Here is a 23,117-nt window from a genome sequence, read left to right on the forward strand (position 1 = left end):
CTCCTGTCTTAGCGTGCCGGCTGAGTAGTCGTGGAAGACTGCTCAAAGTGATAGCGACCGGTTTTCAGGCTGCTTGGGCCGAGGCGTGCAAATTTAAACATTAAGAACAATTCTGCCACCAGGAACAGGGTATACAGGCCGCAAATCAGCACCATTGAGAAGATGAGATCACCTGCGGTCAGTGACGAGTTCGCCACAGCTGTCGGCAGCACTTCACCGATAGCCCACGGTTGGCGGCCATATTCAGCCACAAACCAGCCCGCTTCTACAGCAATCCACGGCAGCGGAATACCGTACAGCGCGGCGCGCAGCAGCCATTTTTTCTCGCCAATGCGGTTGCGGATGACACTCCAGAAAGAGAGCGCGATGATTGCCAGCAGCAGGAAGCCACACGCCACCATGATACGGAACGCGAAGTACAGCGGCGCTACACGCGGAATGGAGTCTTTGGTTGCCTGTTGAATCTGCGCTTCAGTCGCATCAGCCACGTTTGGCGTATAGCGTTTCAGCAGCAGACCGTAACCGAGGTCTTTCTTCATGCTATTGAACTGGTCACGAACCGCCTGGTCGGTAGAACCAGAACGCAGTTGCTCGAGCAGAGAGTACGCCTTCATCCCGTTACGAATGCGTTCTTCATGCTGCACCATCAGTTCTTTCAGGCCGATAACTGGAGTATCCACGGAACGCGTTGCAATGATGCCCAGCGCGTAAGGGATCTGGATCGCAAATTTGTTCGTCTCCTCTTCCTGATCAGGAATGCCGAACAGAGTAAAGGCAGCAGGCGCAGGTTGCGTTTCCCACTCGGCTTCAATAGCAGCCAGTTTGGTTTTCTGCACGTCGCCCATTTCGTAACCAGATTCATCACCCAGAACAATAACAGACAGAACGGCAGCCATACCGAAGCTGGCAGCGATAGCAAAGGAGCGTTTAGCGAAGGCGAAGTCACGACCTTTCAGCATATACCATGCGCTGATACCGAGGATGAACATCGCGCCAGTCACATAACCAGACGCTACAGTGTGAACGAATTTCACCTGAGCAACCGGGTTAAGCACCAGCTCGGAGAAGCTCACCATCTCCATACGCATAGTTTCAAAGTTGAAATCGGACGCGATTGGGTTTTGCATCCAGCCGTTCGCAACCAGAATCCACAGTGCGGACAGGTTTGAACCGAGCGCCACCAGCCAGGTGACACACATATGCTGAACTTTACCCAGACGATCCCAACCGAAGAAGAACAGACCTACAAAGGTGGATTCGAGGAAGAAGGCCATTAGACCTTCGATTGCCAGCGGCGCACCGAAGATATCCCCTACATAGTGGGAATAGTAAGACCAGTTAGTCCCGAACTGGAACTCCATGGTCAGACCGGTAGCCACACCCAGAGCGAAGTTGATACCAAACAACTTGCCCCAGAACTTGGTCATATCTTTATAAATCTGTTTGCCGGAAAGGACGTAGACCGTTTCCATAATGGCCAGCAGGAACGCCATACCGAGCGTCAGTGGCACAAAAAGGAAGTGGTACATCGCGGTCAAGGCAAACTGTAAGCGCGACAGTTCGACTATATCTAACATCATGACTCCTTGCTCATCGCATGAAGACTCCGAGAGTGAACCCCGTTAGAAAGGGTCACACGCATGCCCCAATACAAAATTATTTGCTCGCCTCTATCGTTGCCATTTCATCAAAAGAGGAAAAGACAATGATAAAAAAGTTACAAATATGTTAATGAATAAACCAAATTGATCCCGTAATTATATTACGCCGCAAAATCCTTACAATAAACAGGTTTTTATTGAGCAAATTTGCATTTTTCGACAGTGATCAATTTATAGCGAAATTGTCACGATCTCACCAATTTGATCTACGACAATTTATCGTGTTTTGCAGATTTTTTTCAAGAATTAAAAATTGATTTATATCAAAACCAACCAAATATGTTAATTATGTATAAACCATAGATCATTGGTAATTTTATTGTTAATTTATTGTGAAATATTTATGCAACACAATTATTACAATGAAAAGGTATAGATAAAAAACCAGTGTTTTATTTAACAGAACCGCCTTATCCACTTTTTATAATACCAATTGATTAGATTAGCCAATTTGTTGCTATTTTACATAACATATTTTTATCAAAGTTAATTGATTGTTGCGTTTATGAGCACCGGCCGTAAGCCCGTTATGTTATTGTTTCATTAGTAATAATCACTTAAATGTATCGATGAAACAGGTATGACTTAGCGGGAGTGATTGTTTCTGAGTGAACAGAGACCACTTTCGCCTGATAAATGAAAAATGAGCGATTTTTGCAAGTTAGTTTTTCTATAGCCGAGTACGCTCAGCGCCTCGCTTGATTACAATGAGGTTGCTGCTATGAGTCCTGATAATATCAGTTCTGCTGTCAATCGCTTCTCAGGTTGGCCATCTAATGATCCTCTAAAAACAGATAAAGAATCAATGACATCACCCATGACTGTGCAGGTAATAAAGATGATTGCCGCCATCCTTGACCCACATCGGATAGTCGTTGGAATCGATACACTTTATACAACGCAGCGCGAAACATTTACCTCAGAGAGTCAACAGCTCATTGAATCAGCATTGCAAACACTTCATGTGATGAATTTAAATAACCTGGAAACAAATCTCGATGAGGAAGGTCACTATCTGGCTTTTGGATATAACGTTGACACTCCTGACAGAATAACCGTTTCTGCTTATAATGAAAAAAAGCCTGGCTGCTATGGCCAATGTCTTTTAATACAGGATGACGAAACAGACTTATTTAACCTGATAAAAGTTAAAATTTTTGAAGCCAGGCATAATTATGTCGCTCAATTAATGAGCGATCCGGAATTTATGTTCAAATTTAGTTATAGCGCTCAACAAAATAGATTAGAACCTCATCTTCTGGTTCCCACTTATTTCCCTCTAAAAACAAACGAACCGGTTACGCAAGAGGATGTACTGTTACTTTATCGTTTCTTTAAAATGGATGGTGATTTTAATATATTAACATCAGATGAATACATGAGTATCATGACACCTCTGATGAAGTGTGAGCGCAGCATCCACGACCACAACAGGTATGTGACGGGCAAAGATACCCTTCATCTGGACTATCCTCCTTCTGGTAACCAGATATATTTCCATATTTTTCCTGACGAATCAGCAACACTAGTCCTTTATTTTTCAAACAATGACATTGAATGTTTCGTCTTTGAAAGAGATATTCCGAGCCAGTATCGCTTTTTCAAAATGTTTACCAATCTGGCACTGGTTATTGATCAGTTAACCGATGCCAATCAAATACTTTAATTTTTATATATTCCCTGTGGCAAATATTGCTAAACAATGCCCGGGGATTAATTTTTATTACTCACGGAAAGATTTAAATAATGATCCCATCTCAAATCTCTTTCAACACCCTTCCTGTCAATGCAACATACGCTTCAGAGACAACAGTTGACACACAAAAATTCTCTGACATCCTCTACTCAGCGGGGTGTTCCCTAAAGGATCTGGCTTATCTGAGCAGATGTCTGGCATCAATACATCCGACTATCGCCAAAAACATTTATGAAACAGAAAATCTCAGCGATCAAAAATTACTGCATATTGATTGCCGTAGTACAAATGAAATCAAGATAAATATCTTTTTTGGTCAACAACGAGAAGGATTAATTGAAATTAATTCTGACACTGTCATTTTTCCGATATTGTCTTCATTAATTGACTCCGCCATTTCTAAATTTCAACACCAAATCCCCGTTAACGGTTCAGTAAATCCTGACCTATTGTATGAGGATTATACTGATTAAATCCCTCCTGTCGCGAAAAATGGCCTGCGTTATTGCCAGACGTAATAAAACTTTTGATTAACGTTACTCGTACTGGTAGCACCTTCATGTACTTTTCTTTTTTACGAAAAATCAAAAGAGCTAACAAAGGTCATAATTCGCATGAATCATTAATTATTTGTTATTTTCAACATTATTTTTACATTAAGCAGAGATGAATTGCAGTGAAATTCGACTTAACTTTTATGAAATGTATTTACTCATGGCTAAAGCCACGTCACAAAAATGCAAATTAGAAGTTGATCACAATTATCTCAATACATCAAATCAAGTTAATTTTAAAAATTTAACATTCATGACATTAGTTGACATAACACACTGAATTAAAATGAGAATTTGAAAACACACTTTAAACAATCATTTCCCGAAAGACATTTTGAAAATAGATCAATTGCAACATTACGGTCAGATAAAGACACTCCTGTGATATTAAACCTGTGCCGTTATGAGCGGCCATAAATACGACGTGTGTAACTTATTTTACTCTCTGTCTTACAAAGGATTACCCATGAAGAAAGCAACACTTGTGATTGGCGTTATTGGCGCGGACTGCCATGCAGTAGGCAATAAAGTTCTGGACCGCGTTTTTAGCAACCATGACTTCAGAGTTATTAATCTGGGCGTAATGGTCAGCCAGGACGAATATATTGATGCTGCCATTGAAACTGGTGCTGACGCGATTGTCGTCTCCTCTATCTATGGGCATGGCGATATCGATTGTCTGGGCATGCGCGAACGCTGCATCGAGCGTGGGCTGGGTAACATCCTGCTCTATGTGGGCGGTAACCTGGTGGTCGGAAAACATGACTTCGCTGACGTGGAAACCAAGTTCAAAGAGATGGGATTTGATCGCGTCTTTTCCCCAAGTCATGACTTAGAAGATGTTTGTCAGCTGATGGCCCACGATATCAACCAACGTCATGACGTTGATACTCGCATTCTTGAAGAGGCAATCTGATGCAAATCGTCTCTGTCGATATTGGTTCGACGTGGACCAAAGCAGCCCTCTTCACCCGGGAGGGGGACGCGTTAACGTTGGTTAACCACGTTCTGACCCCAACCACCACCCATCATCTGGCGAAGGGGTTTTTCTCCAGCCTGGACCAGGTGTTAAACGTAGATAATGCCCTCCCCCTGTTAAACAGTGGTGAGGTTGCATTGAAGTATTCCTCCTCTGCCAAAGGTGGGCTGGCGGTTGCCGCAATGGGATTGGTGCCTTCTATCACCCTGGAAACCGCGAAAGTAACCGCTCACTCTGCGGGTGCTAAAATTGCGCAATATTACGCCTACAAGCTGAACCGCCGTGATATCCAGGCACTGGAAGAAACGCAGCCCGATATTCTCTTGTTCACCGGCGGCACCGATGGCGGAGAAGAAAGCTACGGACTGAATAACGCCCGTGTGTTGGCAGAATCCAAACTCGACTGCGCCATTATTTATGCCGGAAACCGGGATATTCAGGACGAGGTGCAGGAGATCCTCGGGCATAAAGACCTGACCATCGTCGACAACGTTCTGCCCGATCTTGACCATCCGAACCCTTTAGCTGCACGCCAGGCTATCTGCGACATATTCCTTAAACGCATCGTTAAAGGGAAAGGGTTGGATGTCATTGTTGATAAAACAGGCGAAGAACCAATGCCGACACCATGGACGGTCTTTGAACTGGTTAAGGCAATCAGTAACGTCGATCACAGCTGGAAAGAGTTCATGCTGATCGACATGGGTGGCGCAACCACCGATGTCTATTCCGCCTGTGCCAACACGCTCTCGCCCGACACCGTTTTACACGGCGTACCGGAACCCTTCGTGAAACGGACGGTGGAAGGCGATCTGGGAATGCGCGTCTCGGCAATGGTGGTTGGTGAAAGTGCGAAAGAGTTAGTCAATGTGAATTTTGCTCAGCAACCCGCACAGCTGGACGCTTTTTATCATTACCTCCGCCATCTAGTCGCTCATCCCGACTACTTACCCGCGAATGCAGAAGAAAAATATTTCGATACCGTCCTGGCCGGACTGTGTGTGGGTTATGCCACCGAAAGACATGCGGGCACCAAAAAAGAGGTCTGCACCTGCGTCGGCAATGTCGATTTACAGATGGGACGTGACCTGACAACCGTGCGTAAAGTCGTTGGTTCCGGCGGATGGCTCTCGCGTGCCAGTCAGTTCGATATGCATCACTGGTTGAAATACCGCGAGTTAAACGACGACGGTAAACGCATTCTCTTACCGACCGAATTTGAATATTACCGCGATTCCCGGGGGCTATTACCACTGCTGGCAAACGTCGCCAGAGTCGATCCACTGGCCGCCGCGCGCACCAGTATTCAATGCTTAACCCTATAACAATTAAGGCTGCAATCAATGGAACTTCGAAATAAGAAATTAACCCATGACGAATTCATGACCGAGCGGCAACAGGTACTGAAAACCTGGGAAACCGGCAAGGATGTTGAAAACTTTGAAGATGGCGTTAAATACCAACAAACCATTCCTGAGCATAAACGCTTCTCTCTTGCCCTGCTGAAAGCAGACAAGGAAGGTAAAACTCTTAGCCAACCGCGCGCAGGCGTGGCGCTGATGGACGAACACATCGAACTACTGAAAACACTACAAGAAGAGTGCGATCTGCTGCCGAGCACCATCGATGCATATACCCGTCTGAATCGGTACGAAGAAGCGGCTGTAGGGATTAAAAAATCCATCGAAGCCGGAACCTCTAAACTGAACGGTTTACCGGTAGTTAACCACGGCGTCGCAGCTTGCCGTCGCCTCACCGAAACTTTGCAAAAACCGCTACAGATCCGCCACGGCACGCCAGATGCGCGTCTGCTGGCTGAAATCTCGATGGCCAGCGGCTTTACCAGTTATGAAGGCGGCGGCATTTCCTACAATATTCCGTATGCCAAGCGCGTAACGCTGGAAAAATCGATCCGCGACTGGCAGTACTGCGATCGTTTAATGGGGATGTATGAAGAACACGGGATCCGCATCAACCGCGAACCGTTTGGCCCACTAACGGGTACGCTGATCCCGCCGTTTATCTCGCACTCTATCGCGATAATCGAAGGATTACTGGCGCTGGAACAGGGTGTGAAATCTATCACCGTTGGTTATGGACAGGTCGGCAGCCTGACGCAGGATGTCGCGGCGATCCAGTCTCTGCGTGAACTTGCACACGAATACTTTCAGAGCTATGGCTATACCGACTATGAATTAAGTACCGTGTTTCACCAGTGGATGGGCGGCTTTCCGGAAGACGAATCGAAAGCGTTCGCCATTATCTCCTGGGGTGCAGCCGTCGCGGGGATGTCTGGTGCCACCAAAGTCATCACCAAAAGTCCGCACGAAGCCTGGGGCATCCCGACTGCCGCTGCCAACATTCAGGGGCTGAAAGCCTCCCGCCAGATGCTCAACATGGTCAACGAGCAGAAATTCCCGCCTTGCCCTGCGGTTGAACTGGAAATTGAACTGATTAAGAGCGAGGTTCGCGCGGTACTGAATAAAGTGTTCGAACTGGGTAATGGTGATATTGCGCGCGGTACGGTGCTGGCATTTGAAGCGGGCGTACTGGATGTGCCGTTTGCGCCAGCCGCCTGCAACGCGGGCAAAATTCTTCCGGTCCGTGACAACACCGGCGCGATACGCGTACTGGAAGCCGGAGCCGTTCCATTGCCAAAAGATATTCTCGACCTCCACCACGATTACGTTGCGGAACGCGCACGCTTTGAAGGACGCCAACCGACATTCCAGATGGTTGTAGATGACATCAATGCTGTATCCCACAGTAAATTAATAGGAAGACCATAATGAAAATAAAACAGGCCCTGTTCACCGCTGGCTACTCCTCATTCTATTTCGATGACCAGCAGGCGATAAAAAACGGAGCGGGTCACGACGGCTTTTTTTATACCGGGGAGCCAGTAACACAGGGGTTTAACGCCGTACGTCAGGCCGGGGAGTGCGTATCGGTACAGTTGATTCTGGAAAACGGCGCGGTCGCCGTAGGTGACTGTGCTGCCGTACAGTATTCCGGGGCAGGTGGTCGCGATCCACTGTTCCTCGCAGAGCACTTTATTCCGTTCCTCAACGACCATATCAAGCCATTACTGGTAGGCCGCGATGTAGATGCTTTCCTGCCGAATGCCCGTTTCTTCGACCAATTGCGTATTGACGGCAACTTGCTGCATACCGCCGTGCGCTACGGATTATCACAGGCGCTGCTTGATGCTACCGCGCTGGCAACCGGCCGTCTGAAAACTGAAGTGGTCTGTGATGAATGGCAGTTGCCACGCGTGGCGGAATCCATTCCATTATTTGGTCAGAGCGGCGACGATCGATATATCGCCGTCGATAAGATGATCCTTAAGGGCATCGACGTGCTGCCCCATGCACTGATTAATAACGTCGAAGAGAAACTGGGCTTTAAAGGTGAAAAACTGCGCGAATATGTCCGCTGGCTGTCGGATCGTATTCTGAGCAAGCGCACCAGCGCACGCTACCACCCTACCCTGCACATCGATGTATACGGCACTATCGGTCTGATCTTCGATATGGATCCGCTTCGCTGTGCGCAATACATCGCCAGCCTGGAAAAAGAAGCGCAAGGCCTGCCGCTCTACATTGAAGGTCCGGTCGATGCCGGTAACAAGCCCGATCAAATTCGCCTGCTGACCGCGATTACCAAAGAGCTGACGCGCCTCGGTTCCGGCGTGAAAATTGTGGCCGATGAATGGTGTAACACCTACCAGGATATTGTTGATTTTACTGATGCCGCCAGTTGTCACATGGTGCAAATCAAAACCCCGGATCTGGGCAGTATTCACAACATCGTCGATGCGGTTCTTTACTGCAATAGCCACAGCATGGAAGCGTACCAGGGCGGCACCTGCAATGAAACTGATGTCAGTGCCCGCACCTGTGTCCACATCGCCCTTGCCGCTCGCCCTATGCGTATGCTGGTAAAGCCAGGGATGGGCTTTGACGAAGGCCTCGATATCGTCTTCAACGAAATGAATCGTACTATCGCGCTGTTGCAGGCTAAGGATTAACAAATGGCTCGTTCTTTTAAAGTCTTATCGCCTACGGCAATCCTCGGGTATGGATTCCCGGAGGAGAGCTTCCGCAAAGCGATGGCAGAATCGCCCGATCTGATCGCCGTTGATGCTGGCTCTTCCGATCCTGGCCCCCACTACCTCGGGGCGGGCAAACCGTTTACCGATCGCGCAGGGGTCAAGCGCGATCTGCGCTATATGATCACCGCAGGCGTGCAAAATAATATACCGGTGGTGATCGGAACGGCCGGCGGTTCTGGTGCCGCTCCACACCTGGAGTGGTGCCGAGAAATAATTCATGAGATTGCCCGGGAAGAGCACCTCTCGTTCTCGATGGCGCTGATCCCGGCAGACGTTGACAAAGCCATCGTCCACCAGGCGCTGGATAACGGCAAAATCACGGCGCTGGATTTTGTCCCGCCGTTAACCCACGACGCGATTGACGAAAGTACGTATATCGTCGCGCAAATGGGCATCGAACCCTTCCAGCAGGCGCTGAAAGAAGGCGCGCAAGTGGTGCTGGGCGGGCGCGCTTACGACCCGGCCTGCTTTGCTGCGCTACCGATCATGCAAGGCTTTGATGAAGGTCTGGCGCTGCATTGTGGGAAAATCCTTGAATGCGCGGCAATCGCCGCAACGCCCGGCTCAGGCTCTGACTGTGCGATGGGCATCATTGATAACAACGGCTTTACGCTGAAGACATTTAATCCGAAGCGTAAATTTACCGAAACGTCAGCAGCTGCACACACACTGTATGAGAAATCCGATCCCTACTTCCTGCCAGGACCTGGCGGCGTGTTGAACCTGAAAGGCTGCACATTTAAAGCGGTCAATGACGGCGAAGTGTACGTCAGCGGTTCTAAGCATGAAGAAACGCCGTATGCCCTGAAACTGGAAGGTGCGCGACGGGTGGGCTTCCGCTGTCTGACCATCGCCGGAACGCGCGACCCGATCATGATCGCCGGGATCGATAAAATCATCGATGAAGTCAAAACCAGCGTTTCGCGTAACCTGTCGCTCGACGATGACAGCATTCGCATCAATTTCCACCTGTACGGCAAAAACGGGGTGATGGGCGACCATGAACCGATGCAAACTGCCGGGCATGAGCTGGGGATTGTCCTTGATGTAGTTGCACCGACCCAGGATATTGCCAATAGCGTTTGCTCGCTGGTGCGCTCTACTATGCTGCACTACGGCTATGAAAACCGCATCGCTACCGCAGGCAACCTGGCATTCCCGTTCTCCCCTTCTGATATTCAGGGCGGGCCGGTATACGAATTTTCCATATATCACCTGATTGAAGCCAACGACGCTCTGCGTTTTGATTTCCATATTGAACAGGTGACGCCAGAAGGAGTTCAGGCATGAAACAGTCAATTGTCTCACTGGCGCAAGTCATTCGTTCGAAAAATGCCGGACCTTACGAACTGGTTTTAGATATTTTATTTAAAACCAAAGAAAACTATGAGCGAGTTAAATCATCAGGGCAATTAACCCCAGAACTGATCGCGCGCTTATATCATGTTGAACCTGACTTTATTCATCGTATTGTCTGGTTTGATCCTTCTAACGCAGTAAAAATCGTCATGCCACGAGATATTATCTCCGGGAATGTAGGTGACAATGATGTCTATGGTGCACAGCAACATGCACCTTTATTAAATATGAGTTTCGATTTGTAAAAATCCGAACACTTTTAGCCAACTGACATCCCGTCACTTATTGCAGTTCAACACTTCAGCTATTTGTAAGGTTGTAATAGCAGGTAGATGCCTGAATTTTTATTCGGGCATCTACTTCTCCTGATTCTGATTTATCGCCGTGCACCTGATGGAGGAAAAAATGAAGAAAATAAGTTTAACCACGATGATTCTTTTGGCGCTGGTACTTGGAATGATTATCGGCGTAGTGATCAATAACACTGCTTCACCGGAAACAGCAAAACTCTATGCGCAAGAAATATCGATATTCACGACGATTTTCTTACGACTGATAAAAATGATTATCGCTCCGTTAGTGGTCTCTACCCTGGTGGTAGGTATTGCTAAAATGGGCGATGCCAAAGCCCTTGGTCGTATTTTTTCTAAAACACTCTTTTTATTTATTTGCGCCTCATTGCTGTCAATTGCCTTAGGCTTGATAACGGTAAATTTCTTCATGCCAGGCACAGGAATTAATTTTGTTGCACACGGTGCCGAAACCACCGGAGTGGTCGCGTCAGAACCCTTTACGCTAAAAGTATTTATTTCGCATGCTTTCCCCACCAGCATTGTCGATGCCATGGCGCACAATGAAATTTTGCAAATCGTGGTGTTCTCAATTTTCCTCGGCTGTAGCCTGACGGCGATTGGTGAGAAAGGCAGCGCCATCGTTCACGCCTTAGATTCGCTGGCACATGCCATGTTAAAGCTCACTGGCTACGTCATGCTCTTCGCTCCCCTGACCGTATTCGCCGCTATTTCAGCATTGATTGCTGAACGAGGACTGGCAGTTATGGTGAGCGCCGGGATCTTTATGGGTGAATTTTATTTCACCATGTTGTTACTTTGGGTGCTGCTTATCGGTCTGGCCATCGTTTATGTCGGCCCCTGCATCAGACGCCTGACCCGTGCCCTTTCGGAACCCGCCCTGCTGGCATTTACCACATCCAGTTCTGAAGCTGCTTTTCCGGGAACGCTTGAAAAACTGGAGCAATTTGGCGTTTCCCCCAAAATTGCCAGCTTTGTCTTACCCATTGGCTACTCATTTAATCTCGTTGGATCAATGGCCTACTGCTCCTTCGCCACAGTTTTCATCGCCCAGGCCTGCAATATCCATTTATCCATCGGTGAGCAAATCACCATGCTGTTGATCCTGATGTTGACCTCGAAAGGAATGGCTGGCGTACCACGCGCCTCAATGGTGGTTATCGCCGCCACGCTCAACCAGTTCAATATTCCGGAAGCGGGGCTGATCTTGCTGATGGGCGTTGATCCGTTCCTTGATATGGGGCGTTCCGCGACAAACGTCATGAGCAACGCAATGGGCGCTGCGTTGGTGAGTCGGTGGGAAGGCGAACATTTCGGCGAGGGTTGTCGGGGTAAAGCATTAAAACCCAATGAATCGAACGTTGCTCTGCCCTGAGGGGGATCTTAAGCAATCAGAAGCCAATGACTACGCATTTTTATAAGCCGGATCATGAAGTTAGACGGCAATTAAGTAACACTAACGTTTAAGGTGAAAAGTGAAATATGTCCAAACCATTTATCTGGCAAGAACCGTATCTACAAAATAAAGACGGTACAGAATATACATTAATTAGCGATCAACATATTACAGTAACGGAATTAGACGGCGAAGAAGTGATAAAAATCGCTCCTGAAGCATTAACGCTGCTTGCCCGGCAGGCATTTTATGAAGCCTCTTTTTTCTTACGTTCCGCTCATTTGCAACAGGTCGCCAGCATTCTTAACGATCCGCAGGCCAGCAGTAATGATAAATACGTTGCGTTGCAGTTATTACGTAATGCTGAAGTCTCAGCAAAAGGGGTATTACCCAACTGTCAGGATACCGGCACCGCAACTATTGTTGCCAGTAAAGGGCAACAGATATGGACCGGAGGTAACGACGCCGAAGCCTTAAGCAAAGGCATTTACACCACTTTTCAGGAAAATAATCTGCGCTTTTCACAAAATGCGCCACTGGATATGTATACCGAAGTCAATACGCAAACCAATCTACCGGCGCAGATTGATATCAGCGCCGTCGCTGGTGATGAGTACCATTTTCTCTGTATTAATAAAGGGGGGGGCTCTGCCAATAAAGCCGCGCTTTATCAGGAAACAAAATCCCTATTGCAACCAGAAAAACTGACCGCATTTTTAATCGAAAAAATGAAATCGCTGGGCACCGCTGCCTGCCCGCCTTATCACATCGCCTTTGTCGTCGGAGGGCTTTCAGCCGATCAAACCTTAAAAGTTGCCAAGCTGGCCTCAACGAAATATTACGACAATTTGCCCACCAGCGGAAACGAGCAGGGACAAGCATTCCGTGATATTGAGTTGGAAAAAGCGTTGCTCAACGCCAGTCAGCAATTTGGTATTGGTGCGCAATTTGGGGGTAAATATTTCGCTCATGATATTCGCGTCATTCGTCTGCCGCGTCACGGTGGCTCTTGCCCGATAGCTATGGCGCTCTCCTGTTCTGCCGATCGCAATATCAAAGCAAAAATTAACAAACACGGTATCTGGCTGGAAAAACTCGAACACAATCCGGGGCAATATATTCCAGCCTCACTGCGGGAAGAAAATCACGCGCAACATGTACAGCTGGATCTAAACCGTCCGTTGCGTGACGTGATGCAGGATCTCGCCAGATTACCGGTAGGCACCCGCGTGTCGTTAAGTGGTCCCATCGTAGTGGCGCGCGATATCGCCCATGCCAAAATAAAAGCGCGGCTGGATAGCGGCGAATCGATGCCGGATTACCTGAAGCATCATATTGTCTATTACGCTGGCCCGGCGAAAACACCGGAGAACATGGCCTGCGGTTCACTGGGTCCAACCACGGGTGGACGAATGGACGGTTATGTCGATACCTTCCAGGCGGCTGGCGGCAGTCTGGTGATGTTATCGAAAGGTAACCGCAGCCAGCAGGTCACCGATGCCTGTCACAAACATGGCGGCTTCAATCTGGGAAGTATTGGCGGTGCAGCTGCGTTACTGGCGCAAGAATATGTCAAAAGTCTGCGTTGCCTGGAATACCCGGAGCTGGGTATGGAAGCGGTGTGGATGATGGAAGTGGAAAATTTACCCGCATTCATCCTGGTAGATGATAAAGGCAATAATTTCTTTAGTCAGTTTGAGCAGCAACACCGCTGCGCCAGTTGCCCTGCGGGACATTAAGGAAAATGAATGGAAGCGCGAATTTCAACTGAACGGCATGTGCAGCGCCAGCAGAAATTGAAGGAACAGGTCGATACGCGCGTCGCGGCGGCGATAGAGAAAAAAGGGATCTTGATTGTTTTCACCGGCAACGGCAAAGGGAAATCCACTGCCGCGTTTGGTACTGTGACGCGCGCGGTGGGTCATGGCAAAACGGTGGGGGTTGCGCAGTACATCAAGGGGCAATGGGACAACGGTGAATACAACCTTCTCCAGCCGCTGGGGGTTGAGTTTCATATTATGGGAACCGGTTTTACCTGGGAGACACAGAACCGGCAAGCGGATATCGACGCGGCGAAAGAGGTCTGGTCGGAAAGCAAACGGATGCTGGCTGACAAGCGTTACGACTTAGTGGTGCTTGATGAGCTGACCTATATGCTGGCTTACCATTATCTGGACACCGAAGAAGTGATCGCTTCTCTGCAAAACCGCCCGGCACAACAAAGTGTCATTGTCACCGGACGCGGTTGCCACAGTCAGATATTAAAAATGGCGGATACGGTAAGCGAAATCCGCCCCGTCAAACATGCTTTTGATAACGGCATTCAGGCCCAGCCGGGTATCGACTGGTAATAACTGCGTCTGGCATCCCGCCAGGCGCAGGTTTTACATCTCCTGCGGTACGACCGATTTCGCCAGCAACCATTCACGAAATTGCTGCAAGTGCGGTGAGTCAGACTTCTCTTCCTGCCACGTCATAATAAAACGATTACCGGTACGAATAGGCACATCACAGGGGATCACCATATCGCCACTATCCAAATCATGTTGAATAGCGAAACGAGGTAACAGCGCCACGCCGAGATTCGAGCGCACGGCGGCAATCAGCATTGAAAGCAAATCGAAACGTGGTCCGTTGTTGACCAGCGGACTGCTAACGCCAGATAAGGCAAACCACTCTTCCCAGCCAGTAATACGGGTACTTTGATGCAGAAGTGGTAACTCTGTAAGCAGTTCTGCCACTGACAGTTTTTGATCGGACATTGCAAGCAAACTGCCGCTGCATACCGGCAAAATCTCCTCTTCAAAGAGATATTCTACTTCCGCCCAGGGCGCGCAAAAATTTTCGCGCATAATGACAGCATCGTACTCCCGATTAAGAAAATCGCCGTTATTAGCTAAAGAATGAATATTAACAATAATATCGGGATGTAACTTTGTGAATTCATGTAAATTTGGGATTAACCAGTGGGTACTAAACGTAGGATTCACGGCAAGTTCAATAACCTGAACCGTAGGCTGCCAGGTCATAATGGTATTGGTATCGCGTTCCAGCTTATTTAATGTTTCTTTTACTATCCCCAGGTAATACTTCCCTGCATCATTAAGAAAAATACGTTTTTTAGAGTGTGAAAATAACGGAGTATGTAAAAATTCCTCCAGCGCACTCACTTGTCTGAATACTGCACTTTGGGTTAACGCTAACTCCTCTGCCGCTCTGGTATAACTTTCATGACGTGCGACGACCTCAAAAGTCACCAGCAGCTCCGTTTTAGGTATTTTTCCTCGCATAATGCCGTCCCTTAAAAATAGTTTAAACCATCAAAAATACATTACTTATTACGAAGTAATGGTAACCAAAGCAGCAATAAATAATTTATAAGAATCATGATTGACATTTATAACCCAGTAAGCCTGGCGTGACAAATATCTTAATCAGATAATAATAATCCGAAAAGCACAGCGCCTTTCGAATTATCCGGAATCACATTAAGTGAAAATTATTAAATTGATATCATTTATCATATCTGTGGATATTATGATAAACAATCAACAAAGATTTTATTTTTGATTTATAGCATATCCCTCTAAGAATTTTTGCGATGCTGCAATATCCGGGGTAAAGACCCGATCCTGGCTGACAAATGGCACGACTTGACGATAAGCGGTGAACATCGCTTTTGTTGATTTACTTAACGCTACGGTCAAACGCTGGGAAGCCAGTGCATCAGGTAACGATTCGAAATTCGCCGTCGTTCTTATTCGTGGCTTGCGGTCGGTTGCGGCAATCCACAGTGGCTGTGGTCATGCAGTCAAGCCAGCGGTCAGATTTCGACCGTGGTTAACATTTAAGGCATAAAAAAGGCCATCATACGATGGCCAACCATGTCGAAACCGACAACCCTTCGCCATTCCTGTAGAGGGAAGCGGCGAGGGCTATTTCTTATTACAGATATTTATTTCAGAACAGTTTTCAGTGCTTCACCGATATCCGCCAGGCTGCGAACGGTTTTCACGCCTGCGGCTTCCAGAGCAGCGAATTTCTCATCCGCAGTCCCTTTCCCACCAGCAATGATGGCACCCGCGTGGCCCATACGTTTGCCTTTCGGCGCAGTCACACCAGCGATGTAACCCACAACAGGCTTGGTAACGTGCTCTTTGATGTACGCAGCCGCTTCTTCTTCAGCGCTACCGCCGATCTCACCGATCATCACGATCGCTTCGGTCTGCGGATCTTTTTCGAACATTTCGAGGATGTCGATAAAGTTAGAGCCAGGGATCGGGTCGCCGCCGATACCAACACAGGTCGACTGACCGAAACCGTAATCCGTGGTCTGTTTCACCGCTTCATAGGTCAGTGTACCGGAACGGGAAACGATACCCACTTTACCCGGTTTGTGAATGTGACCAGGCTGGATACCGATTTTGCATTCACCCGGAGTGATAACGCCTGGGCAGTTCGGGCCGATCATGCGAACGCCCGCTTCATCCAGTTTCACCTTCACGGTCAGCATATCCAGCGTCGGGATGCCTTCAGTGATGGTGATAATCAGTTTGATGCCTGCATCGATAGCTTCCAGAATGGAGTCTTTGCAGAACGGTGCTGGTACGTAGATAACAGAAGCGGTAGCGCCAGTAGCAGCAACAGCTTCACGCACGGTGTTGAACACCGGCAGGCCGAGGTGGGTGGTGCCGCCTTTACCTGGGGTTACACCGCCAACCATTTTAGTGCCGTATGCAATGGCTTGTTCAGAGTGGAAAGTCCCCTGGCTACCGGTAAAGCCCTGGCAGATAACCTTGGTGTTTTTATCAATTAAAATGGACATTATTTCCCCTCCACTGCGGCAACAACCTGCTGAGCTGCATCCGTCAGACCTTTTGCTGCAATAATATTCAGGCCGCTGTCAGCCAGTTTCTTCGCGCCGAGTTCGGCGTTGTTACCTTCCAGACGTACCACGACCGGTACGTTAACACCCACTTCCGCTACCGCGCCGATGATACCGTCAGCGATCAGGTCGCAACGAACGATACCGCCGAAGATGTTAACCAGAACGGCTTTCACTTTGTCGTCAGAGAGGATGATTTTGAACGCTTCGGTTACACGTTCTTTGGTTGCGCCGCCGCCAACGTCAAGGAAGTTAGCTGGTTCGCCGCCGTGCAGTTTAACGATGTCCATCGTACCCATCGCCAGACCTGCGCCGTTAACCATACAACCGATGTTACCGTCCAGCGCAACGTAGTTCAGTTCCCACTGTGCAGCCTGTGCTTCACGTGGATCTTCCTGCGACTGGTCACGCATTTCGCGCAGATCAGGCTGGCGGAACAGTGCGTTGCCATCAGCGCCCAGTTTGCCGTCGAGGCAAATCAGATCGCCCTGTTTGGTGATGACCAGCGGGTTGATTTCGATCAGCGCCAGGTCGCGCTCCAGGAAAATGGTCGCCAGGCCCATGAAGATTTTGGTGAACTGCTGAACCAGTTTACCTTCCAGACCCAGTTTGAACGCCAGCTCGCGTCCCTGATACGGCATCGGGCCAGTCAGCGGATCAAGCGCAACTTTGTGGATCAGGTGCGGAGTTTCTTCCGCCACTTTTTCGATTTCCACGCCGCCTTCGGTGGAGGCCATAAAGACCACACGACGGGAACTACGGTCAACAACGGCACCGAGATACAGCTCTTTAGCGATATCGGTCGCTGCTTCAACCAGAATCTGGTTAACCGGTTGGCCATTGGCATCTGTTTGATACGTTACCAGACGCTTGCCCAGCCAGTTTTCTGCAAAAGCACGGATGTCTTCTTTGCTGTTTACAACTTTCACACCGCCCGCTTTACCGCGGCCACCAGCGTGAACCTGACATTTCACTACCCACGGACCGGCACCGATTTTTGAAGCGGCTTCTTCTGCTTCGCGCGGAGTAGTACAGGCATAACCCACCGGTGCTGGTAAGCCATAGCGGGCAAAAAGTTGTTTTGCCTGATATTCATGTAAGTTCATGTGTTCTGTCCATCCTTCAGTAATCGTTATCTTTTAAACCGTAGACCGACACCCTATCCACGTCGGTCTACAGTGCAGGTGAAACTTAAACTACTACACGTCCAGCAGCAGACGCGTCGGATCTTCCAGCAACTCTTTGATCGTTACCAGGAAGCCCACGGATTCGCGACCATCGATCAGACGGTGATCGTAGGACAGCGCCAGGTACATCATCGGCAGGATCTCAACCTGACCATTCACCGCCATCGGACGATCTTTGATAGCGTGCATACCCAGAATTGCGCTCTGCGGCGGGTTGATGATCGGCGTAGACATCAGGGAACCGAACACACCACCGTTGGTGATGGTGAAGTTACCACCGGTCAGATCTTCAACCGTCAGCTTGCCGTCACGGCCTTTAACTGCCAGCTCTTTGATTTTCTTCTCGATGTCTGCCATGCCTAGGGTATCGACATCACGCAGTACCGGCGTCACCAGGCCGCGCGGCGTAGAAACCGCCATGCTGACGTCGAAATAGTTGTGGTAAACCACATCATCGCCGTCGATAGACGCGTTCACTTCCGGGTAACGTTTCAGGGCTTCAACCACCGCTTTCACGTAGAAGGACATAAAGCCCAGACGAATACCGTGACGTTTTTCAAACGCTTCACCGTACTGCTTACGCAGATCCATAATCGGCTTCATGTTGACTTCGTTGAACGTGGTCAGCATAGCGGTGGAGTTTTTCGCTTCAAGCAGACGCTCTGCCACACGCTTACGCAGGCGAGTCATCGGCACACGTTTTTCGCTACGTGCAGCCAGAGCCGGTTGCGCCGCCGGAGCAGCCGCTGCCGGAGCAGACTCTTTCGCCGGGGCTTTCGCCAGATGTTTTTCCACATCTTCACGAGTCAGACGACCACCCACACCGGTGCCTTTAATGGCGCTGGCGTCGAGGTTGTGTTCAGCCAAGAGTCGGCGGATCGCCGGGCTTAACGCATCGTTGTTTTGCTCTTCCAGAGACGCCTGCTGGCGTTGCGCCGGAGTGGACGCTTTCTCTTCAGATTTGGCGCTGGTTTCTTTACCGGCGCTGTTGCCTTCACGCAGGCGACCAAGGATCTGACGAGACGTTACCGTTGTACCTTCATCTTCCAGAACCGCATCCAGAATGCCGTCTGCTGATGCCGGTACTTCCAGTACCACTTTGTCAGTTTCGATTTCTACCAGCACTTCATCACGTACGACTGCGTCGCCGGGTTTTTTATGCCAGGTTGCGACGGTGGCATCGGCTACGGATTCAGGCAGGTCAGGGACCAGAATATCTACGCTACTCATTGTGTATCCTTTATTTATTCGACGTTCAGCGCGTCATTAACCAGATCTTGTTGCTGTTTCTGGTGAACGGACATATACCCTACCGCCGGAGAGGCGGAGGCCGGGCGGCCTGCATAACGCAGAGAAGCCCCAAACGGAATCACTTCACGGAAATGATGCTGGCTGCAGTACCATGCGCCCTGGTTGAGCGGCTCTTCCTGGCACCAGACAAAATCCTTGACGTGAGCAAACTGCTGCAACACTTCCTGCATCGCTTTATGCGGGAACGGGTAGAGTTGCTCGATACGCACAATGGCGACATCGTGTTGATTGTTCTTACGACGTTGTTCCAGCAGGTCGTAATAAACCTTACCAGAACACATCACTACGCGCTTCACGCCCTTCGGATCAAGTTCGTCGATTTCACCGATGGCTGGCAGGAAGGTGCCGTTCGCCAGTTCTTCGAGGCTGGATACCGCCAGCGGATGACGCAGCAGGGATTTCGGCGACATCACGACCAGTGGACGACGCATCCCGCGCAACGCCTGACGACGCAGCATGTGGTAAACCTGTGCCGGGGTAGACGGTACGCACACCTGCATGTTTTGCTCAGCGCAAAGTTGCAGATAACGTTCCAGACGCGCGGAGGAGTGCTCCGGTCCCTGCCCTTCGTAACCGTGCGGCAGCAACATCACCAGACCACACATCCGGCCCCATTTCTGCTCGCCAGAGGAGATGAACTGGTCGATAACCACCTGAGCACCGTTAGCGAAGTCACCGAACTGTGCTTCCCAGATAGTCAGAGTGCGTGGTTCTGCGGTGGCATAACCGTATTCAAACGCCAGCACGGCTTCTTCAGACAGTACGGAGTCCCAGACACGGAACGCGCCCTGGCCGTTATGGATGTGTTGCAGCGGCGTGTAAGTGGAACCGTTAGACTGGTTGTGGATCACCGCGTGGCGGTGGAAGAAGGTACCGCGACCGGAGTCTTCACCCGACAGGCGAACCGGAATGCCTTCGTCAACCAGCGTGGCGTAAGCGAGGTTTTCCGCGCCGCCCCAGTCGAACAGTTTCTCACCAGCTGCCATCGCCTGGCGATCGCCATAAATCTTGGCAACGCGAGACTGCATTTCAACTGCTTCCGGCACCGTGCTGATGCGTTTAGCCAGTTCCTGCAGGCGCTTCATCTCAACTTTGTTCGGGTACTCTTCGTCCCATTCGTGGTTGAGATACGGCGACCAGGTGAAAGAGTGCATGTTCATCGGACGCCACTCTGCCACTACGCAATCGCCAGCATCCAGCGCATCGCGGTACAGGTTAACCATCTCGGTGGCATCTTCCAGCGTCGCCACTTTTTCCTGCTCCAGCTTGTCTGCGTAGATTTTGCGCGGCGTTGGATGTTTTTTGATTTTCTGATACATCAGCGGCTGGGTTGCGCTCGGCTCGTCGGCTTCGTTGTGGCCGTGACGGCGGTAGCACACCAGGTCGATGAAGACATCACGTTTAAAGGTGTTACGGAAATCGAGCGCCAGACGGGTCACAAAGGCAACGGCTTCCGGATCATCCGCGTTTACGTGGAAAATCGGTGCCTGAACCATCTTACCGATATCAGTACAGTACGGCGTCGAACGGGCATCCAGCGGGTTAGAGGTGGTGAAGCCAACCTGGTTGTTGATAACGATACGTACCGTACCGCCAACTTCATAACCACGCGCTTTCGACATGTTCAGGGTTTCCTGAACCACGCCCTGCCCGGTCACTGCGGCGTCACCATGAATGGTGATTGGCAGCACTTTGTTGCTGCTCGGCTCATCAAGTCTGTCCAGACGGGCACGAACAGAACCGATAACGACCGGGCTTACAATCTCAAGGTGAGACGGGTTAAACGCCAGCGCCAGGTGCACCAGGCCGCCATCGGTCTGGAAGTCAGACGAGAAGCCCATGTGGTATTTCACGTCGCCCGTGCCGAGGTGTTCTTTATGTTTACCGGCAAACTCGTCGAACAAGTCTTGCGGTTTTTTACCCAGCACGTTCACCAGCACGTTCAGACGACCACGGTGCGCCATCCCGAGAACCACTTCGCGGGTGCCGCTGTTGCCAGCGTGGCGGATCATCTCTTTAAGCATCGGGATTAACGCGTCACCGCCTTCCAGCGAGAAGCGTTTTGCGCCAGGGAATTTTGCGCCGAGGTAACGTTCAAGGCCTTCAGCGGCGGTCAGTTCGCTTAAGAAGCGTTTTTTCTCTTCGCTATTGAAAGTCGCGCGACCAGACTCGATACGCTGTTGGATCCAGCGTTTTTCTTCGGTGCTGGTAATATGCATATACTCGGCACCAATCGGGCCGCAGTAGGTTTGCTTGAGGGCTTCCAGCAGCTCGCCGAGTTTCATGGTTTCTTTGCCGCTGGCAAATGAACCGACGTTGAAGGTCTCCTGGAAGTCTGCTTCGGTCAGATCGTGGAAAGACGGATCCAGATCGGCCACTTTATCTTGCTGCCACAGTCCCAGCGGATCGAGATTCGCATGCTGGTGACCACGGAAGCGGTATGCGTTAATGAGCTGCAGGACTTTAACCTGCTTCACATTGGTGTCAGGGTCGGAGATCGTTGAAGAGTAACGTGAAGCGTCTTTCGCCAGGCGGCGGAAATATTCACGCGTTTGAGAGTGGAATTGATCCGGTTTGACTCCCGTACCAGGTAACTGCTGGAACGTCGAACGCCAGTTAGCGTCAACCGAGTCAGGATCGGTTAAGAAGTCTTCATAGAGCTGTTCTATCCAGCTCTGGTTTGCGCCAGAGAGGTAAGAAGAGTCCAACCAGGCTTTCAAAGCGCTGTTCTGCATCGTGATCCCTTAAGCATCTTTTTTATGCTTACTTCGCCGTGGATACTACCACGCACAGTGATGTGCGTGCCGGGGTTCACTTGCGAGCTCTTGTCTACGTAGTGGCTCGCGAAGGAACCTTTAAAAACTGTCTTAGTGTCAGGGGCAGTTTTTAAAGATTTCCTGAATAGCCGGGGGATTTCCCCGGCATCAACATTTAATTACGCATTACGTTGCAACAACATCGACTTGATATGGCCGATGGCGCGCGTCGGGTTCAGCCCCTTCGGACATACACTGACGCAGTTCATGATGCTGTGACAGCGGAATACACTGAATGCATCGCTCAAACCGTCGAGGCGACTGTCAGTCTCGGTATCACGGCTATCGATCAGGAAACGATATGCCGCTAACAAGCCTGCCGGGCCGATAAACTTATCGGGATTCCACCAGAAAGACGGACAAGAGGTTGAACAACATGCGCAGAGAATACATTCATACAACCCGTCGAGTTTTTCGCGCTGCTCTGGCATCTGTAAATGCTCGCGAGCTGGCGGATTTTGTCCATTATTCAACAGGTAAGGCTTAATTTTCTCATATTGCGCATAGAATTGTCCCATGTCTACCACCAAATCGCGGATCACCGGTAAACCTGGCAGCGGGCGAATCACAATCTTCTTGCCTGGCTGGTTGAGTGCCGAAATCGGGGTAATACAGGCCAGACCATTCTTGCCGTTCATGTTCAGACCGTCGGAACCGCACACACCTTCACGGCAGGAGCGGCGGAACGACAGGCTGGGATCTTTCTCTTTCAGCTGGATAAGCGCATCCAGCAGCATCATGTCACGACCTTCTTCCGCTTCCAGGGTGTAATCCTGCATACGCGGAGCATCATCAACATCCGGGTTATAGCGATAAATTGAAAACTCGAGTCTCATTTTCCTGTCTCC

The 23,117-nt window shown here is 49.6% G+C and carries 18 protein-coding genes; 11 read left to right on the forward strand and 7 right to left on the reverse strand.

What is annotated here, in order from left to right; translation table 11 throughout:
- Positions 1–8 precede the first annotated feature (8 nt).
- A complete protein-coding gene (gene cydA / locus ACJHXB_RS13630; protein WP_000884361.1) occupies positions 9–1,577 on the reverse strand; it encodes a cytochrome ubiquinol oxidase subunit I in 1,569 nt (522 codons plus the stop codon).
- An 805-nt stretch (positions 1,578–2,382) separates the two neighbouring features.
- Here cydA and ACJHXB_RS13635 point away from each other — a divergent pair.
- The 11 genes from ACJHXB_RS13635 to cobO all read left to right on the forward strand — a co-directional run bounded on the left by ACJHXB_RS13635 (position 2,383) and on the right by cobO (position 14,421).
- The gene (locus ACJHXB_RS13635) at positions 2,383–3,327 is read left to right on the forward strand and encodes a hypothetical protein (RefSeq protein WP_001599571.1); all 945 of its coding nucleotides are present in this window, start codon (positions 2,383–2,385) and stop codon (positions 3,325–3,327) included.
- Between the two features lie 80 nt (positions 3,328–3,407).
- Positions 3,408–3,830 (forward strand): hypothetical protein, encoded by a 423-nt coding sequence (locus tag ACJHXB_RS13640; RefSeq protein WP_000613113.1) that lies wholly within the window; start codon positions 3,408–3,410, stop codon positions 3,828–3,830.
- A 547-nt stretch (positions 3,831–4,377) separates the two neighbouring features.
- Entirely contained in the window at positions 4,378–4,827 is a 450-nt protein-coding gene (gene glmS / locus ACJHXB_RS13645; RefSeq protein WP_000710393.1) for a methylaspartate mutase subunit S, read from the forward strand.
- Positions 4,827–6,215 (forward strand): methylaspartate mutase accessory protein GlmL, encoded by a 1,389-nt coding sequence (glmL, locus tag ACJHXB_RS13650; RefSeq protein ID WP_001167709.1) that lies wholly within the window; start codon positions 4,827–4,829, stop codon positions 6,213–6,215. The genes glmS and glmL overlap by 1 nt, the downstream gene beginning before the upstream one ends.
- A gap of 18 nt (positions 6,216–6,233) precedes the next feature.
- On the forward strand, positions 6,234–7,679 hold the full coding sequence (locus tag ACJHXB_RS13655) for a methylaspartate mutase subunit E (RefSeq protein ID WP_000423321.1): 1,446 nt from the start codon (positions 6,234–6,236) through the stop codon (positions 7,677–7,679).
- On the forward strand, positions 7,679–8,920 hold the full coding sequence (locus ACJHXB_RS13660) for a methylaspartate ammonia-lyase (protein WP_410233504.1): 1,242 nt from the start codon (positions 7,679–7,681) through the stop codon (positions 8,918–8,920). Before ACJHXB_RS13655 ends, ACJHXB_RS13660 begins: the two co-directional genes overlap by 1 nt.
- A 3-nt stretch (positions 8,921–8,923) precedes the next feature.
- Positions 8,924–10,294: an acyclic terpene utilization AtuA family protein gene (locus ACJHXB_RS13665; protein WP_410233505.1), complete on the forward strand. Its 1,371-nt coding sequence runs from the start codon at positions 8,924–8,926 to the stop codon at positions 10,292–10,294.
- Positions 10,291–10,608, forward strand: coding sequence for a DUF4387 domain-containing protein (locus tag ACJHXB_RS13670; RefSeq protein WP_000813947.1), 318 nt, complete (start codon positions 10,291–10,293; stop codon positions 10,606–10,608). Before ACJHXB_RS13665 ends, ACJHXB_RS13670 begins: the two co-directional genes overlap by 4 nt.
- A 160-nt stretch (positions 10,609–10,768) precedes the next feature.
- Complete coding sequence (locus ACJHXB_RS13675) at positions 10,769–12,049, forward strand: dicarboxylate/amino acid:cation symporter (RefSeq protein ID WP_000724196.1); 1,281 nt, start codon at positions 10,769–10,771, stop codon at positions 12,047–12,049.
- Positions 12,050–12,156: 107 nt separating this feature from the next.
- Complete coding sequence (locus ACJHXB_RS13680) at positions 12,157–13,809, forward strand: class I fumarate hydratase (protein ID WP_000042493.1); 1,653 nt, start codon at positions 12,157–12,159, stop codon at positions 13,807–13,809.
- 9 nt (positions 13,810–13,818) lie between these two features.
- Positions 13,819–14,421, forward strand: coding sequence for a cob(I)yrinic acid a,c-diamide adenosyltransferase (cobO, locus tag ACJHXB_RS13685; RefSeq protein ID WP_000388207.1), 603 nt, complete (start codon positions 13,819–13,821; stop codon positions 14,419–14,421).
- Positions 14,422–14,454: 33 nt separating this feature from the next.
- Here the strand turns inward: cobO and ACJHXB_RS13690 are convergent, their stop codons facing one another.
- The 6 genes from ACJHXB_RS13690 to sdhB form a co-directional block, all read right to left on the reverse strand.
- Positions 14,455–15,360, reverse strand: coding sequence for a LysR substrate-binding domain-containing protein (locus tag ACJHXB_RS13690; RefSeq protein WP_001214260.1), 906 nt, complete (start codon positions 15,358–15,360; stop codon positions 14,455–14,457).
- A 665-nt stretch (positions 15,361–16,025) separates the two neighbouring features.
- Complete coding sequence (sucD, locus tag ACJHXB_RS13695; RefSeq protein WP_000025458.1) at positions 16,026–16,895, reverse strand: succinate--CoA ligase subunit alpha; 870 nt, start codon at positions 16,893–16,895, stop codon at positions 16,026–16,028.
- Positions 16,895–18,061, reverse strand: a complete 1,167-nt coding sequence (gene sucC, locus ACJHXB_RS13700; protein WP_001048602.1) for an ADP-forming succinate--CoA ligase subunit beta — start codon at positions 18,059–18,061, stop codon at positions 16,895–16,897. The genes sucD and sucC overlap by 1 nt, the downstream gene beginning before the upstream one ends.
- A gap of 93 nt (positions 18,062–18,154) precedes the next feature.
- Positions 18,155–19,372 (reverse strand): 2-oxoglutarate dehydrogenase complex dihydrolipoyllysine-residue succinyltransferase, encoded by a 1,218-nt coding sequence (gene odhB / locus ACJHXB_RS13705; RefSeq protein ID WP_000099823.1) that lies wholly within the window; start codon positions 19,370–19,372, stop codon positions 18,155–18,157.
- Between the two features lie 14 nt (positions 19,373–19,386).
- On the reverse strand, positions 19,387–22,188 hold the full coding sequence (gene sucA, locus ACJHXB_RS13710) for a 2-oxoglutarate dehydrogenase E1 component (protein WP_001181473.1): 2,802 nt from the start codon (positions 22,186–22,188) through the stop codon (positions 19,387–19,389).
- 200 nt (positions 22,189–22,388) lie between these two features.
- The gene (sdhB, locus tag ACJHXB_RS13715) at positions 22,389–23,105 is read right to left on the reverse strand and encodes a succinate dehydrogenase iron-sulfur subunit SdhB (protein ID WP_001235263.1); all 717 of its coding nucleotides are present in this window, start codon (positions 23,103–23,105) and stop codon (positions 22,389–22,391) included.
- Positions 23,106–23,117 lie beyond the last annotated feature (12 nt).

Source organism: Escherichia sp. WS3227_2 (assembly GCF_046486495.1).
GTDB classification, from domain to species: Bacteria; Pseudomonadota; Gammaproteobacteria; order Enterobacterales; family Enterobacteriaceae; genus Escherichia; species Escherichia coli.

What these genes read in the sequence shown, in the direction of transcription:
- cydA (WP_000884361.1), bottom strand. Translation starts at nt 1,577, where the DNA reads ATGTTAGATATAGTCGAACTGTCGCGCTTACAGTTTGCCTTGACCGCG.
- ACJHXB_RS13635 (WP_001599571.1), top strand. Translation starts at nt 2,383, where the DNA reads ATGAGTCCTGATAATATCAGTTCTGCTGTCAATCGCTTCTCAGGTTGG.
- ACJHXB_RS13640 (WP_000613113.1), top strand. Translation starts at nt 3,408, where the DNA reads ATGATCCCATCTCAAATCTCTTTCAACACCCTTCCTGTCAATGCAACA.
- glmS (WP_000710393.1), top strand. Translation starts at nt 4,378, where the DNA reads ATGAAGAAAGCAACACTTGTGATTGGCGTTATTGGCGCGGACTGCCAT.
- glmL (WP_001167709.1), top strand. Translation starts at nt 4,827, where the DNA reads ATGCAAATCGTCTCTGTCGATATTGGTTCGACGTGGACCAAAGCAGCC.
- ACJHXB_RS13655 (WP_000423321.1), top strand. Translation starts at nt 6,234, where the DNA reads ATGGAACTTCGAAATAAGAAATTAACCCATGACGAATTCATGACCGAG.
- ACJHXB_RS13660 (WP_410233504.1), top strand. Translation starts at nt 7,679, where the DNA reads ATGAAAATAAAACAGGCCCTGTTCACCGCTGGCTACTCCTCATTCTAT.
- ACJHXB_RS13665 (WP_410233505.1), top strand. Translation starts at nt 8,924, where the DNA reads ATGGCTCGTTCTTTTAAAGTCTTATCGCCTACGGCAATCCTCGGGTAT.
- ACJHXB_RS13670 (WP_000813947.1), top strand. Translation starts at nt 10,291, where the DNA reads ATGAAACAGTCAATTGTCTCACTGGCGCAAGTCATTCGTTCGAAAAAT.
- ACJHXB_RS13675 (WP_000724196.1), top strand. Translation starts at nt 10,769, where the DNA reads ATGAAGAAAATAAGTTTAACCACGATGATTCTTTTGGCGCTGGTACTT.
- ACJHXB_RS13680 (WP_000042493.1), top strand. Translation starts at nt 12,157, where the DNA reads ATGTCCAAACCATTTATCTGGCAAGAACCGTATCTACAAAATAAAGAC.
- cobO (WP_000388207.1), top strand. Translation starts at nt 13,819, where the DNA reads ATGGAAGCGCGAATTTCAACTGAACGGCATGTGCAGCGCCAGCAGAAA.
- ACJHXB_RS13690 (WP_001214260.1), bottom strand. Translation starts at nt 15,360, where the DNA reads ATGCGAGGAAAAATACCTAAAACGGAGCTGCTGGTGACTTTTGAGGTC.
- sucD (WP_000025458.1), bottom strand. Translation starts at nt 16,895, where the DNA reads ATGTCCATTTTAATTGATAAAAACACCAAGGTTATCTGCCAGGGCTTT.
- sucC (WP_001048602.1), bottom strand. Translation starts at nt 18,061, where the DNA reads ATGAACTTACATGAATATCAGGCAAAACAACTTTTTGCCCGCTATGGC.
- odhB (WP_000099823.1), bottom strand. Translation starts at nt 19,372, where the DNA reads ATGAGTAGCGTAGATATTCTGGTCCCTGACCTGCCTGAATCCGTAGCC.
- sucA (WP_001181473.1), bottom strand. Translation starts at nt 22,188, where the DNA reads ATGCAGAACAGCGCTTTGAAAGCCTGGTTGGACTCTTCTTACCTCTCT.
- sdhB (WP_001235263.1), bottom strand. Translation starts at nt 23,105, where the DNA reads ATGAGACTCGAGTTTTCAATTTATCGCTATAACCCGGATGTTGATGAT.